Origin of the sequence: Hymenobacter psoromatis (assembly GCA_001596155.1) — a bacterium.
Lineage (GTDB): Bacteria > Bacteroidota > Bacteroidia > Cytophagales > Hymenobacteraceae > Hymenobacter.
The window spans coordinates 4156928-4172420 of record CP014771.1 but is presented as its reverse complement, the minus strand read 5'-3'; the positions used below and the strand labels follow the sequence as shown (position 1 = coordinate 4172420).

The 15493-nt window shown below is 61.6% G+C and carries 10 protein-coding genes and 2 pseudogenes; 9 read left to right on the top strand and 3 right to left on the bottom strand.

What is annotated here, in order from left to right:
• Positions 1-21: 21 nt before the first annotated feature.
• The 3 genes from A0257_17815 to A0257_17805 all read right to left on the bottom strand — a co-directional run bounded on the left by A0257_17815 (position 22) and on the right by A0257_17805 (position 2814).
• Positions 22-798, bottom strand: a complete 777-nt coding sequence (locus A0257_17815) for a hypothetical protein (protein ID AMR29834.1) — start codon at positions 796-798, stop codon at positions 22-24.
• A gap of 419 nt (positions 799-1217) precedes the next feature.
• Entirely contained in the window at positions 1218-1673 is a 456-nt protein-coding gene (locus A0257_17810; GenBank protein ID AMR28768.1) for an SsrA-binding protein, read from the bottom strand.
• A 139-nt stretch (positions 1674-1812) separates the two neighbouring features.
• Entirely contained in the window at positions 1813-2814 is a 1002-nt protein-coding gene (locus A0257_17805; protein AMR28767.1) for a N(6)-L-threonylcarbamoyladenine synthase TsaD, read from the bottom strand.
• A gap of 395 nt (positions 2815-3209) precedes the next feature.
• Here A0257_17805 and A0257_17800 point away from each other — a divergent pair, with 395 nt between their 5' ends.
• The 9 genes and pseudogenes from A0257_17800 (at position 3210) to A0257_17760 (ending at position 15466) form a co-directional block, all read left to right on the top strand.
• Positions 3210-7787 (top strand): hypothetical protein, encoded by a 4578-nt coding sequence (locus A0257_17800; GenBank protein AMR28766.1) that lies wholly within the window; start codon positions 3210-3212, stop codon positions 7785-7787.
• 169 nt (positions 7788-7956) lie between these two features.
• A complete protein-coding gene (locus A0257_17795) occupies positions 7957-8841 on the top strand; it encodes a cell division protein (protein AMR28765.1) in 885 nt (294 codons plus the stop codon).
• A gap of 86 nt (positions 8842-8927) precedes the next feature.
• A pseudogene (locus A0257_17790) lies at positions 8928-9125 on the top strand (hypothetical protein).
• Positions 9126-9414: 289 nt separating this feature from the next.
• Positions 9415-10245, top strand: a complete 831-nt coding sequence (locus tag A0257_17785) for a UDP-diphosphatase (protein AMR28764.1) — start codon at positions 9415-9417, stop codon at positions 10243-10245.
• Position 10246: 1 nt separating this feature from the next.
• Positions 10247-10924: pseudogene (locus tag A0257_17780) on the top strand (tRNA pseudouridine(55) synthase).
• 242 nt (positions 10925-11166) lie between these two features.
• The gene (locus A0257_17775) at positions 11167-12114 is read left to right on the top strand and encodes a riboflavin biosynthesis protein RibF (GenBank protein ID AMR29833.1); all 948 of its coding nucleotides are present in this window, start codon (positions 11167-11169) and stop codon (positions 12112-12114) included.
• 94 nt (positions 12115-12208) lie between these two features.
• Positions 12209-13348 carry a hypothetical protein gene (locus tag A0257_17770; GenBank protein AMR28763.1) on the top strand — a complete coding sequence of 380 codons (1140 nt, stop codon included), beginning with the start codon at positions 12209-12211 and terminating at the stop codon, positions 13346-13348.
• A gap of 190 nt (positions 13349-13538) precedes the next feature.
• Entirely contained in the window at positions 13539-14747 is a 1209-nt protein-coding gene (locus A0257_17765) for a hypothetical protein (GenBank protein ID AMR28762.1), read from the top strand.
• A 23-nt stretch (positions 14748-14770) separates the two neighbouring features.
• Positions 14771-15466, top strand: a complete 696-nt coding sequence (locus tag A0257_17760; GenBank protein ID AMR28761.1) for a succinyl-CoA--3-ketoacid-CoA transferase — start codon at positions 14771-14773, stop codon at positions 15464-15466.
• Positions 15467-15493: the final 27 nt, after the last annotated feature.

Below are 15493 nucleotides of genomic sequence, written 5' to 3'. Positions count from 1 at the left end.
GCACGAAGTGGAAACTTCGCGCTACAACAACCGCTTGATTAGGCGCAGCTTGTGGCCGTATTTCTGGCGCTCGCGGTTGAAGATGCCGTGGTGGTCGAGCGGGTCGAGGCGCACTTCGCCCGAGGCGTGCAGGATGAGGCCGTCGTCGAAAACCATGCCCACGTGGACGATGGCACCGTCGGCATTATCGAAAAAAGCCAGGTCGCCGAGCTGAGCCTGGGTCACAAAATCGACGGGCTCACCCAGCGTAATCTGCTGGCGGGCATCACGCGGCAACTGCACGCCAATGAGGCCAAACAGCGTCTGCATCAGCCCCGAGCAGTCGATGCCAAAAATATTCTTACCCCCCCACACGTAGGGCGCTTGCAGGAAATGCTGGCCCATCTTGCGCAGCAGCACCAGCTGGCGCTCGGGCAGGCACGACTGCGCCAAGTTGGTAGCCGCACCGTTGAAAAACAGCGGGTTATCATCACCCAGCCGCAACGTCATGCCGTCGAAAAAGGGTAGGCGGCAGCCCAGCGTAATGGGTTGGCGGCGGTCGGCGCTCGACACCACTTGCACTACGTCGAGCACGCGCGGGTGGTCCTGGCCGCGCCAGGCGGCGAAGTAGGCGGCGCTCACGGGCCGGTGCTGCTTGAGGTCAATCCAGCCCAGATAAGTATCGGCGGCGGCTTCGATGCGCAGCCAGTTGCCCTGGGTTTGCAGCACCGTGTAGCACTCGCCAAACAATAATTCGGTGACCAGCTCGGCGCGGTCGGTGGGCTCGGCGCGAACCGGAACGGCGCTGAGCGCGCAAATACCGTGGTTCAAAATCAGTAAGATGAAATAGACTAAACGACTATGGACTGTAAGTCCATAGGTTTGAAAGCGAATGGAATTCGGCGGTTTCGGCTAAAGCCGACTGAAAGAAGCCACTGAAAGTGGGTCGCTTTAGAATGAAATTCTGCTGGCTAAACGCTGGCGTCGGTCATTGAGCAAATAGCAGTAACTAACTGACAATCAAAAATTAAACAGCCTTGCCTGAACAAGACCGGCAAAAGTGAGTAGCAACTAAAGTCTTGCCCTAAAGGGCATAGCTTTAACTAGCGTACCTGAAAAGTAAACGTCTGTCATTGCGAGCTTGCGAAGCAATCGCATCGGCACGTTCGCGTCCGTTCGTCCATCGTTTAGGTGCGATTGCTTCGCAAGCTCGCAATGACGGACAATTTTAATTCTCCTCACCGGAAGCGCTCCATTTCGCGCTTCTGGTCTTTGGCCTTGAGGTCTTCGCGCTTATCAAAGAGCTTTTTACCCTGGGCCAGCGCGATTTCGAGTTTCGCAAAGCCGCGGTCCGTTACGAAGAGGCGCAACGGGATGATGGTGAGGCCGGTATCCATTTTGCCGGCCAGCTGCCGCAGCTCACGCTTGTTGAGCAGCAGCTTGCGGGCGCGCATGGCGTCATGGTTGTTGTAAGTACCTGGCGTGTAGGGGGCTATGCGCACGCTGTGCACCCACAGGTCGCCTTTGTGGTCGAAGGTGCAGTAGCCGTCCTGGAGGTTGACTTCGGCGGCGCGCACGCTCTTTATCTCGGTTCCTTGCAGCATCATGCCCGCGTCGTACTTGGCCAGGAAGGTGTATTCATGGCTGGCGCGGCGGTTTTTGATGTTGACGTTGGCGGGGGTCTTGTCTTTCATAAATCGCAGATTACTGCAGATTACGCGGATTTAATCGGCGCGGGCGTAAAGGTATTGCGCGTGTAGGATAAGCTTCAGCTTGCCGTTTTGGCATCTATTTGGTCAATGATACGGCAAGCTAAAGCTTATCTTACACTGTTTACGTCAGTTTCAGGCGTGGGTCAGGGCTAGTGAGCTGGCTGGCGAAGTCGCCGGCTTCGTATTGAAAAATGGCCGCCTGGCCCACCATCGCCGCGTTGTCGGTGCAGAATTCGAAGTCAGGAATAAATACTTCCCAACCTTCGGTTTCGGCCAGCGCTTGCAGGCCCTGGCGCAGGCCCGAGTTGGCCGCTACCCCCCCGGCCAGCGCCACTTGCCGCAGGCCGGTGGCCTGGGCCGCTTTTTTGAGCTGGCGCAGCAGCGTTTGCACGATGGTGTGCTGGATGCTGGCGCAGAGGTCGGCCAGGTTTTCTGCGATAAAGGGGGGGTAGGCGGCGGTTTCCTTTTTCAGAAAATAGAGCACCGATGTTTTCAAGCCGCTGAAGGAGAAATTGTAGCCATCGAGCGCGCCCAACGGAAAGTCGAAGCGGCGCGGGTTGCCGGTTTGGGCCAGCTTGTCGAGGCGCGGGCCGCCGGGGTAGGGCAGGCCGAGCAGCTTGGCCGTTTTGTCGAACGCCTCGCCGGCCGCGTCGTCGATGGTCTGGCCCAGAATTTCCATCTCGGCCGCGCCGCGCACCACCACCAGCTGCGTGTGGCCGCCGCTCACGGTGAGGCACAGAAACGGGAAAACCGGCTTGGGCTCGCGGATGAAATGCGCCAGAATGTGCGCCCGCATGTGGTTCACGGCCAGCAGCGGCTTGCCCAGCGCCAGCGCCAGGCTCTTGGCAAATAAATTTCCTACTAATAAGGAGCCAAGCAGGCCCGGCCCCTGGGTCACGGCCACGGCGTCGAGGTCATCCTTCGTGATGCCCGCCCGGCGCAGCGCGGCCGTGACGACGGGTAGCAAATGCTGCTGGTGCGCGCGCGAGGCCAGCTCGGGCACTACCCCCCCATACTGCTCGTGCACGGCCTGGCCGGCCACCACGTTGCTCAGCAGCTGGCCGTTTTGGAACACCGCCGCGCCGGTGTCGTCGCAGCTCGATTCGATGGCGAGAAGGGTCATTTTTTGAATTTAGAATTCGGAATGAGAAATCATTGGTTGTGAACCGCAAAAAAGAACGTCATTCCGAGCTTGCCGAGGAATCTTGCTTGCATCATTGGGTTACTACCGCAACGGTGCGAACGAGATTCCTCGGCAAGCTCGGAATGACGTTCTTTTTTGCGACTCATTTTGTAACAACATGAGTTAATGCAGAATATCAGGTCTGAAATTCTTTATTTTCAATTGGCGAAGCCTCCGCAAAGGTCGGGCGAACCCACGGGCCGTGGGCTACGTTGGGCCGACTGGTACGCGCGAAAAGCTGCACCTTTGCGTTAGTACCGGCTCGCCTGGGCGTTTTTTTTAACCTGCTTTCGCCCTTTTTCGTGCGTCGCGTCCTTCGTATTCTGTTCCGAATCTTGCTTGGGCTGGCCGTGGTGCTGGTGCTGGTGGTGGGCGGGGCGCTGCTGGCGCTGCGCGTGCCGAGCGTGCAAACGCGGGTGGCGCACGAGATTGCCGACGTGCTGAGCACGAAACTGGGCCAGTCCGTGACGATTGGCAGCGTCGATGTGCGGCCCTTTTCGCACGTGCTGCTGGAGGGCGTGCGGGTGCTGGACCGGCGCGGCGGCGAGCTGTTTGGGGTGGGTAGGGCCGATGCGGACATTAAGCTGTTTTCAATATTTGACCCGCGGCACCTGCACGTGGGCACGCTCACGCTCACCGAGCCGCGCTTCGTGCTGCGCACCGTGGCGGGGCAGCCCGATTCGACCACTTTGGACCAGTTTCTGGCGGCCATCAGGCGGCTGAGCGGGCCGCCCGACACGACTCGCACAACCTCCCAGCCATTTGATTTTCAGCTGCATGACGTGGCGATTCGCAACGGCAGCTTCGTGCGTGATTTGGTGGATGAGCCCCGCAAGCCGCACTACGGCCGCAGCGTCGATTACGGCCACATCCGGGCCGACAGCATCTACGCCGACATCTCCAACCTGACCACCCACGGCGACACCACGGCCGTGCAGGTGACGAACCTGCGCCTCGTGGACACGCCCTCGCACACGCGCATTCAGGAACTGACAGCGCACATTATTTTTCAGCGGCACTTCTGGGAGTTTGGGGGGCTGAAACTGCGGGTGGGGCGCTCGGTGCTGCAAAATTTCGTGCGGTTTGAATACCGGCGCTTCGACAATTTTTCGGATTTTAATGACTCGATGCGGGTAGTAGCCCGACTGCGCGGCACCCGGCTCTATAGCGACGACATTGCCAAATTTGCTCCCGATTTAGCGGCGCTGAAAGATTCCGTTTTCATCTCGGGCGATGCGAAAGGCTACGTGCGCGACTTCCAGATTAAGAACCTGGACCTGCGCTACGGCCAGCGCACGCACATTTTTGCTACCCGCGCTCACGCTGACAATCTGCCCCACTGGCGCGAAAGCTTCCTTGACCTGCGTCTGAAACCTTCGCAGGTGGATGCCGCCGATTTGCGCCGCTTCCTGGACCCTTCGGCTAATAAGATAGTGCAGCGGCTGGGGTTGATAAAGCTGGACGGGCAGTTCCTGGGTTTCTACAACGACTTCGTGGGCAAGGCCAACTTCGACACGGCGCTGGGCGCGGTTTCGACCGACGTGAACCTGAAAACCAAGAGCGACTTTGACCACGCCGTGTATGAAGGTACTATTCGCAGCACGGCCTTCAACGTGGGCAAATTCATTGGTGATGAGTCGTTTATCCGCGACGTGACGCTGAGTGGCAAGGTGCAGGGGACCGGCTTTCAGCCGCCCGTGGCCAAGGGCCACGCCGTGGTGACGGTGCCCGCCATTTGGCTGGCCGGCTACCGCTACCACAACCTGAGCCTCGACGGCGACTTTGCCGGGCAGGGCTTTAAGGGGAAAGTAACCGCCGCCGACCCGGCCGTGCGCCTCACCGCCAACGGCGATTTCAACCTCGACCCCAAGCACCAGCACATCGACGTGCTGGCCAACGTGGCCCACGCCAACCTGGGCACGCTGGGCCTGTTGAGCGTGCCGCTGACCCTGAGCACTACGGCCCGCGTGAACCTGCGCGGCACCCAGCTTGACTCGCTGCTGGGCACCGTGCAGCTGCGCGGCTCGCACTTTGCGCTGCGCGGCCAGCGCCTCGACCTCGACACGCTCGACGTGCTGAGCACCCGCAGCCGCCGCGGCCAGCGCGCGGTGAGTCTGCGCTCGGAGCTGGTGGATGTGGTGGCCAACGGTGCCTTTGAGTTTGCCACGGTCTCGCGCGACTTGCAGACGCTGTGGCACGAGTACCGGCTCAATTTTGAGAGTAACGCCGCTGCCACGGCCGACTACTACCGGCGCAAGCGCCAGGTGCATCAGCCCACCTATGCCATTGAGCTGGAGGTGAATATGAAGCACCTTAACCCCGTGCTGAACCTGTTTATGCCCGACTTGCAGTTGGCCGACCACAGCCACCTCGACGGCTCGTTCCGGCAGGGCGAAACGTCGATTTTGCAGCTTGGCGGCAAGTTTGACAGCATCTGGTACGGGCCGGTGCATACGGTGGCCACCGAGTTTGACTTCACCACTTCCAAGCTGCCTTACCAGCCCGAAGTGCTGGCGCAGGCCAGCGTAACCTCGGCGCAACAGCTGCTGCCAGGGCTGGGCCGTACCGAGAAATTCGTGGTGGAAGGCGTGTGGGACCAGCAGCGTATCAATTTTTCGACCTCGCTGGCGCAGACGGGCACCACCAACCGGGCCACCATCAACGGGGCGCTGGAGTTTTTGCCTAATGCGGTGCAAGTCATTTTCCGCAAAAGCGGCCTGCACCTGCTGGACCAGGAATACACGATTGCGGCCGATAACTCGGTGCGCATCAGCGGGGGGGGTAGGGAATTTGATATTCAGAACTTCTCGCTCACCAGCGGCAACGAACGCATTAGCGCGCAGGGAGTTATCTCGCCCGATGCGCGCAAGCCGCCGCTCAAGCTCGACGTGACCAACTTCGATTTGTCGGCGCTGACCTCCGTTATCGGGCAGCGGCTGGGCGGGCGGCTAAACATGCAGGCGGCCGTGAGCGGCGTGTATAACCAGCTGGCTATCAATAGCACGCTAGCCGTCGATTCGCTCGTGTACGAGGGCACGCCCATCGGGCAGGTGGCGGGGCGCGGCGACTGGGACAACCCCAGCGGCCAGCTGCGCGTGAACCTCGACGTGGCCCGCCAGCAGCAGCGCGTACTGACGGTGACGGGCTACCTGGCGCCTGGCTCCGCGACGCAGCAACTCAACCTGACCGGCGAGCTGAACGACGCGCCGGTGGTGCTGGCCCAGCCGTTTTTGGGGAGCATTCTGCAAAACCTGGGCGGCACCGGGCGGGGCCAGCTGCAGCTCGGCGGCATGTTCGGTGCCCCTACCCTGGCCGGCGCGGTCGATGTCACGGATGGCCGCTTCACCTTCGGCTACCTGGGCACAACGTATAAGTTTGCCGACCGCATCAGCTTCACTACTACCTCGATAAGCTTTAACAATGTGCAGCTGCGTGACCAGCAGGGCAACCTGGGCACCGTGACGGGCCTCATCCGGCACCAGGGCTTTCAGAACATGGTGCTGAGCATGAATGCCAGCTTCCGCAAGTTTCAGGTGCTGCACACCACGCGGCGCGACAATGACCTGTATTTCGGCACAGCCTACGCCACGGGCACGGCCACCGTGCGCGGCCCCGCCGACGACCTGGTGGTGGACGTGCAGGCCACTTCCGAGGCCGGCACCCGCCTAGCCCTACCCCTCGATAACGCGGCCAAGGCGGAGCAGGCCAGCTACATCAAATTTGTGAACCACAACCTGCCCGACTCGATGCTGCGCCGCCAGACGCGGCGGACGGCCGTGGTGGCGGCGCAGGACAAGGTGGACCTCTCGGGCATCCGGCTGAACATGAACCTGACGGTGACGCCCGATGCCTACCTGGAGATTTTGCTGGACGAGGCCACCGGCGACGTGATTCGGGGCACTGCCACCGGCCAGCTGCGTTTGAACATCGACACGCGGGGCGATTTTAACATGTATGGGCAGGTCGAGATTGTGCGCGGGGCGTATAATTTCACGCTGCAAGGACTGGTAAACAAGGAGTTTGTGGTGCGGCCGGGCGGCATTATTACTTGGAACGGCGACCCGCTCGATGGCCAGATGAACGTGACGGCTACTTACACCCAACGCACCTCGCTGGCCCCGATTTTGTCGAGCACCGGCGCGGGCACGAGCGGCGCGGTGGTGCCCGTCACGGCCGTAATGAACCTGACCGGGCCGTTGCTGCTGCCGGTTATCAAGCTGGCTTTGGAGTTTGACGACGCGCCCAGCTCGCTGCAAAACGACCTGGCCGCGTTCATCGCGCTGCTGCGCAACGACGAGCAGGAGCTAAACCGACAGGTATTCAGCTTGCTGGTTTTCAGAACATTGTCGCCGACCAACAACAGTAATTTCAGCGGCGTTTCGCTCACGGGGCAGGGCAACGCGGTGCAGAACAGCCTGGGCCAGATTATCTCGTCGCAGCTCGGCCTGCTGACTTCGCAGATTGACCAGAACCTCGAAATCGACTTCAATATCAACGGCCTCACCGCCGACCAGCTCCAGGCGCTGCAAGTGCGCCTCAGCTACTCGTTCCTGAACGGCCGCCTGCGCCTCACCCGCGAGGGCGGCATCAGCAACTCGGCCAACACCTCGACCATCAACCCGGCCACCGGCCTACCCTACACGCAGTCGTCGCTGATTGGCGATTTCAGCCTCGAATATTTCCTGCGGCCCGACGGCAAGTTCCGGGCAAAGCTGCGCTACGAAACCACCCCGCGCGACAACATCGTGACCACCGTGAACCAGCCGCGCGCCGGCATCTCGCTGCTGCATACCAAAGAATTCAACAACCTGAGTGAGCTTTTCGGCCGCGAAAACCCCAGCCGCCGCCAGCGCGACACCCAGCGCGCCCGCGAGGTGCTGACGGTGGACGAGGACAAAAGGACGACTTTGTAGAATTTGCAGGTCGTCGTTTGTCATTGCGAGCACAGCGAAGCAATCGCACCAGAACGATTGTAGAACGACTCGTTCGGGTATCGGGCGGGTGCGATTGCTTCGCTGTGCTCACAATGACAGGTGGTAGGCGCGTTATTCCAATTAAAGCTACGTGTACCTTTGCGCTTCTATGGCCCGGCCCCGCAAAAAGAAACTTGGCTCCTACCCTACCCTGCTGGTGGTGTTCAGCGTGACGCTGGCGCTGGTGGTGATTGGGTTGTTTGGCCTGCTGCTGCTGCACGCCCACAAGCTGGGCGAGTCGGTGCGCGAAAACCTGGAGGTGCAGGTGTACCTGGAGCGCAACCTGCCCGAAACCGAGCTGCTGCGCCTGCAGCAAGACCTGGAAAACCAACCCGATGTAGCCGTGCGCAACGGCCGCGCCCAGGTGCGCTTCGTGAGCAAGGAAGAAGGTGCCCGCCAACTACTCGAAAGCACCGGCGAGGATTATCATAACTTTTTGGATGACAATCCTTTGCGCGACGCCTACGCTATTAAGATAAACTCCACCCACACCGACACGGCCAGCCTGCGCCGGCTGGGCCGCAGCCTGGGCCAGATGCGCGGCGTGTTTGAGGTGCAGTATCCGAAGAGCCTGTTCACCAGCATTAACCAAAATCTGGCGCGGGTGAGCCTGCTGCTGCTGGGCTTCGCGGCGGTGCTGGTGCTGGTGGTGGTTATTTTGATTAACAATACCATTAAGCTAGCCATGTTTTCGCAGCGGCTGCTTATCCGGTCGATGCAACTGGTGGGCGCAACGCGGTTCTTTATCCGGCAGCCGTTTATTCGGCGCGCCACCTGGCAGGGCCTGGCCAGCGGCTTGCTGGCCGCGCTGGTGCTGCTGGGGCTGCTGCAATATGCGTATCTGGAAATCACGCAGCTGCGCCTGCTGCGCGACGACTACCTCATTGGCCTGCTGCTGCTGGGGGTGCTGGGGCTGGGCACGGCCATCGGCTTTTTCAGCTCGTATTGGGCAGTTAATAAATACTTAAACGTGTCGCTCGACGAGCTTTATTGAGTTCCTTGTTCCTGGTTTCTGGTTCCTAGTTGTCGTTCAGACTAGAAACCAGGAACCAGGAACCAAAAACTAAGAACCAGAACCTTATGCAACCAACGATTCGCTTCGCCTTTGGGCCGCGCAACTACCGCCTGATGTGGGCGGGCTTGGCCGTGCTGGCCGTGGGCTTCATCACGATGATGCTCGACAAGGCCGATTATGGCGAGGGCTTTCTGGGACTCACGCTGGGGCCGATTTTGCTTTTTTTGGGCTTTCTCATTGAGTTTGCGGCCATTATGGTGCGCAGCAATCCCGGCGAATTAGTGCCCGCCGCTGAGCCAGTGGTCGCCGCGCCCTTCGTGGCGGGCCTCAAGCCGGCCGCGCCGGCAGCCGCGCCCACGGCGGCCCCTACCCCCCCCCGCCCGGCCAAGCCGGCGTATAAGCGGCCGAGCTAGGTTTTAGTGTGTTATCCGTCATTGCGAGCCTGCGAAGCAATCGCACCAGAACGACCGGCGCTGGCTTCGTTCTGGTGCGATTGCTTCGCAGGCTCGCAATGACAAACGCTTAACAATCAACAACTAACAAGCACCAAAAATGACTTACTGGCAAGCGCTGCTGCTGGCGATTGTGGAAGGAATCACCGAATTTCTGCCCGTATCGAGCACTGGCCACATGATTATCGCCTCCAAGCTGCTGGGCATCGCGGCTACCCCTTTTGTGAAACTCTTTTTGGTGGTGATTCAGCTCGGGGCCATCCTGTCGGTGCTGGTGGTGTACTGGAAGCGATTTTTTCAGAATATTGATTTTTACCTGAAACTGCTGGTGGCTTTTCTGCCCATCGTGGTGGTGGGGCTGCTGCTCAAAAAGCACATCGACGCCCTGCTGGAGTCGGTGACGACGGTGGCCGTGATGCTGCTGCTGGGCGGTATCGTGCTGGTATTCATTGATAAGCTCTATCCGCAGGAAGACTCGCAGCACGGCGGCCACCCGGTCACGAACCCGAGCTACAAGGAGGCGTTTGTCATCGGCTGGTTTCAGTGCCTGGCCGTGGTGCCGGGCGTGAGCCGCTCGGCGGCCACCATTATCGGCGGCCTCACGCAGAAGCTGACGCGCCGGGCGGCGGCCGAGTTTGCGTTCTTCCTGGCCATGCCCACGATGGCGGCGGCGGCGGCCAAGGACTTGTACGATTATTACAAAGAAGCTCACAGTCAGGGTGTTGACCTGGGCCACTTATTCTCGGGGCAGGAGGTGAAGCTGCTGGTGCTCGGCAACGTGGTGGCCTTTGTGGTGGCGCTGCTGGCAATTCGGCTGTTTGTGGGCTTCGTGGCGAAGTACGGCTTTCGGGCGTTCGGCATCTACCGCATCATCGTGGGCGGACTGCTTTTAGTGATGATTGGGCTGGGCCTCAATCTGCAACTGGTTTAGGATGAGCGAGAAAAAACAGCTGGCAGACTTTGACTTTGAAACGGGCGAAGTGCTGCTGCTCGACAAGCCGCTGACCTGGACTTCATTTGATATCGTGCGCAAGGTGAAAAACACGTTGCGCCCGCGCAAAATCGGCCACGCCGGCACCCTCGACCCGCTGGCGACCGGCTTGCTTATTCTCTGCACCGGCAAAAAAACCAAGGACATAGACCAGATTCAGGCCCAGGAAAAAGAGTATGAAGGCACCTTCCGCCTGGGCCAGACTACCCCCAGCTTCGACCGCGAAACGGCCGTGGACGCCGAGCTGCCCTACGCGCACCTGACGGAGGCGGAAATCCGGGCCGCCGTGCTACCCTTTCTGGGTAAAATTGAGCAGATACCCCCGCTGTTTTCGGCGGTGAAAGTGGACGGCCAGCGCGCCTACGAGCTGGCGCGCAAAGGCCAGGAAGCCGAAATCAAGCCCAAAACGGTGGAGATAAAGGCGTTTGATATTACGCGCATCGAGCTGCCGGAAATTGATTTTCGGGTGGTGTGCTCGAAGGGTACCTACATCCGCAGCCTGGCCCGCGACCTGGGCGCGGCGCTGGGGGTAGGCGCGCACCTCACGCGCCTGGTGCGCACCCGCATCGGCGACTATAAACTAGCCGACGCCTGGACCGTGGCCGAGGTGCAGGCCCTGCGCCCGCCCCGCCCCGAGGCCGCCGCCGCCGATGGCGCGGCCCCTACCCCCCCCCGCCCGCGCGAGCGCCACCCGGCACCCCGCGCCGGCCTCGACTATTTCGCCGCCCAGCAGGCCGAAAATTCCAGCTTGCCCGCCACTCCAGATTCAGCACAATCAGCCGAATCCGCGTAGGCCAAGCCAGAGCCCCCCGCGCCGTCTACAAAATCCGTGAAATCCGTCTAAAATCCGCGTAATCCGTGATTTGTATTACTGACCCCGCCGACTTTCCGCGCCTGCCCAATGCCGTGGTGACGAGCGGCACCTTCGATGGGGTGCACCTGGGGCACCAGCGCATTTTGGCGCGGCTGCGGCAGGTAGCCGACGCGGTGGGCGGCCCCACGGTGGTCGTCACCTATTGGCCGCACCCGCGCCTGGTGCTGGGGCCGCCGCCCTCGCATCCCGAGCTGCTGGAGTTGCAGCTGCTCAACACCCTGGATGAGCGCGCGGCCCGGCTGGCCGAGCACGGCGTGGACTACCTGCTGGTGATGCCCTTCACCCGCGAGTTTGCGCAGTGGACCTCGGAGGAATACATTCAGGAATTGCTAGTAAAAACGGTGGGCACCAGGCACTTGGTGATTGGCTACGACCACCGCTTCGGCAAAAACCGGGAGGGTGGCTTCGACTACCTCAGCCAGCACGCGGCGCGCTACGGCTTCACGGTGGAGGAAATTTCGCGGCAGGACGTGGACGCGGTGGGCGTGAGCAGCACGCGCATTCGGCGGGCGCTGCGGGCCGGCGATGTGGCTACTGCCACGGCCTATCTGGGTTATCACTACCCCCTCACCGGGCGCGTGGTGACGGGCCAGCAGCTGGGCCGCACCATCGGCTACCCCACGGCCAACCTGGCCGTGCCCGAGCCGCTGAAGCTGGTGCCGGCCATCGGCATTTATGCGGTGTGGGCGACCACGGCGGCGGGCACCCGGCACCCCGGCATGCTGGCCATTGGGGTGCGGCCGACCATTGGCGAAGGTCTGGCGCAAACCATTGAGGTTAATCTACTTGACTTTAGCGGTGACCTATACGGGCAATTACTGACGCTGGAGTTCGTTGCCTGGCTGCGGGGCGAAGAAAAGTATGATGGCCTGCCTGCCCTCACAGCCCAGCTGGCGCTCGATGCGCAGGCCACGCGGGCGGCGCTGGGCGCTTAGGCACTTTTCTTGCCCTACCCCCTCGCTCGCCGGCGAAGGCGACCTCTTCCCTACTAACTGACTTATGCAGAAGATACTGGCGTTTTTACTTTGCTTGCTGCCGGGGCTGGCCCTGGCGCAGGGCAAGCTGACGGGCGTGGTGCAGGACTCGGCCACTCACCAGCCGCTGGCGTTTGCCAGCGTGTTTTTGGCCAATACGACGCTGGGCGCGACTACTACCGAGCAGGGCGAATTCGTATTTCCGAAGGTACCGGCGGGCAGCTACGAGCTGGTGGGCTCCTACGTAGGCTACAATTTGAGCAAGCAATCCATTACGATAGGCAAGGCGGCCGCGCCCCAGAGCCTGACGCTGCTGCTGAGCGCGGCGGGGCCGGCGCTGGGCGAGGTAATGGTGCAGGCCAGCCCCCACAGCCAGGAAGATTATGACAAATTTTCGGGCCTTTTTCTGGGGCAAACCGCGTTTTCGCAGCAGTGCCGCATCACCAATCCGAAGAACGTGGTGGTGTTCGTTAACGACTCGACGCAGGAGCTGGTGGCCTCGGCCAAAAACTTCGTAGAGGTGGAAAACGACGCCTTGGGCTACCGCCTGAAATACTACGGCATGAGCTTCCGCTTTACCCCCGACGGCAGCGCCGGCAGCTTTGACGGCCAGCCGGTGTTTGAGGAAATGACGCCGCAGGACGACCAGCAGCGGCAGCAGTGGGCCGCCAACCGCGCCAGGGCCTACGCGGGCTCATTCACGCACTTCTTGCGCAGCGTGTACCGCAACGACTTGAAGAAGCAGGGCTTTTTGGCGCAGCTCGTGCGCTTGACGCCCGACGGCAGCTCGGCCGTGGTGTATCCCGGCGCGCGGCCCATCGACAGCATTCGGCGGGTATCGGCCGACCGGCAGCACGTGTATCTGCGCTTCACGGGCGACCTGCAGGTGGCTTATTTTGGCGAAACGCCCGACCCGGCCTACAGCCAGCCGATGTCGCCGCTGGGCTACTCGCGCACGCCCTACCCCACCGAGCGCGAGGTATCGAAGGTGCGCCTGCTGGCTCCTCAGGTCGAGATTTTGCCCAACGGCTCGCTCCACGATTCCGAAGCCGTAGCGCTGGGCGAGTACTGGGGCTTCGAGAAAATCGGCGAGTTTATGCCTCTCGACTACGAGCCGCTGACTACTGCGCCGGCCGCGCCTACCCCCGCTCCGGCGCGTAGCGCGCCGGCCACGGGCCGCGCCCAACTGCGGTAGGCCACCAGTAGCGCGAACTTTCCAGTTCGTGCGCGAGCGCAGCGAGCAGCCGGGACCACGCGGTGCGCACGACGATGCTCGCTTTGCTCGCGCACGAACTGGAAAGTTCGTGCTACTAACCTAACAGGGGGTAGGGAATGCGCCTATTTTTGCGGAAAGCTCTTTTCATTCCGGGCTTTCCTACTGAAATATGCGCGCCATTTGGGCTTTCCTACTTTGGCTGCTGCCGGGGCTGGCGTTGGCGCAAGCTAGCCTCAGCGGCACGGTGCGCGACTCCGTGACGCGGCAGCCGCTGGCGTTTGCCAGCGTGTTTCTGGTGAATACCACGCTGGGCGCGACGACCAATGAGCAGGGGCATTATGTGCTGCCAGCCGTGCCGGCGGGCCGCTACGAGGTGGCCGCCACGTACCTGGGCCACCGGCTGCGGCAGCAGTCGGTGGTGGTGGGCAGCGCGCCGCTGACCGTTGACCTGGCCCTACCCCCCGCCGCGCAGGCGCTGGGCGAGGTAGTGGTGCGGCCGCGGCCGGCGCTGGCCGATGACTACCAGCGCTTTCTGGAATTATTTCTGGGCACGTCCAGCTTCGCGCGCCAGTGCCAGGTGCGCAACCCGACCGATGTGCAGGTCGATTATGACCCCACTACGCGGGCGCTCACGGCCGGCGCGGCGCGGCAGCCGCTGCTGGTCGATAACCTGGCGCTGGGCTACCGCCTCACGTTTTACAACCTGTATTTCCGGGCCGATTTTGCCGACCAGTCGGCCATGCTTACTACGCTTAGCCAGGTGGTTTTCAAGGAGCTGACTGGTACCAACAAGCAACAAAAGCGGTGGGCCGCTAACCGCCTGCGGGCCTATCAGGGGTCGTTTATGCACTTTTTGCGTAGTGCCTACGTGGGCGACGTGGTGCAGCAGGGCTTCCGGCTGCAACGCTTGCAGCGCCTGCCCAACCGCCGCTGGGCCGCCGCCGACAGCCTGGTGCGCGCCCGCCAGGCCTCGGGCGCCATCCTCAATCAGAATAGCCTACCCCCCTCGATATGGAAGCAGCTGGCTGAGCCGCACCTGGTTTCGATTCTCTACGAGCCCTACCTGCCGCCCGACAGCATGCGCCGCACCGACGCCAACGGCCGGGTGTGGCTGCGCTTTCGCGACCTGCTGGCCGTGACCTACGATGGCGAGCGGCCCGACCCTAACTTCCGGCTGCCGGGCTCGGTGTCGGGCCGGCCCCTACCCCGCTACCAGGAATCGGTGTTGCACTTGCGGCCGCCCCCGGCCGCCGAAGTGGAGCCGAATGGCGTGCCCACCGAGCCGCTGGCGCTGCTCACGGAGGGCTACTGGAGCTTCGAGAAAATCGGCGAGCTCCTGCCCCTTGACTATCTTCCGCCCGCTTTTCCCACCCACTGATTTCGCCCGCGAAATATTCACCTATGATTGATAAGACTGTTCCCGATGTCCGGGCCGCCCTCGCGGGCCTGGCCAACGGCATGACCCTGATGCTGGGCGGCTTTGGCCTCTGCGGCATCCCTGAAAACGCCATTCAAGGGATTTTACGCCTGGGCGTGAAGGACTTAACCTGCATCTCGAACAACGCGGGCGTCGATGATTTTGGCATTGGGCTGCTCTTGCAAAAGCGGCAGGTGCGCAAGATGATTTCGAGCTACGTGGGCGAGAATGCCGAGTTTGAGCGGCAATTATTAGCCGGTGAGCTGGAGGTGGAACTGATTCCGCAGGGCACGCTGGCCGAGCGCTGCCGGGCCGGCGGGGCGGGCATTCCGGCATTTTTCACCCCGGCCGGTTACGGCACGGAGGTGGGAGTAGGGAAGGAAAGCCGCGAGTTCAACGGCAAGATGTACCTGCTCGAAACCGGCCTCACCGCCGATTTTGCGTTCGTCAAAGCTTGGAAGGGCGACACGGCGGGCAACCTCATTTACAAGGGCACGGCCCGTAATTTCAACCCGATGATGGCTACGGCCGGCAAGATTACCGTGGCGGAGGTGGAGGAATTGGTTCCCGCGGGCGCGCTCGACCCCAACCAGATTCACACGCCGGGAATTTTCGTGCAGCGTATTTTTCAGGGGGAGCAGTATGAGAAGCGCATCGAGCAGCGCACGGTACTTGTCTGAACCACGGATTTTTCGGATTGGTCGGAT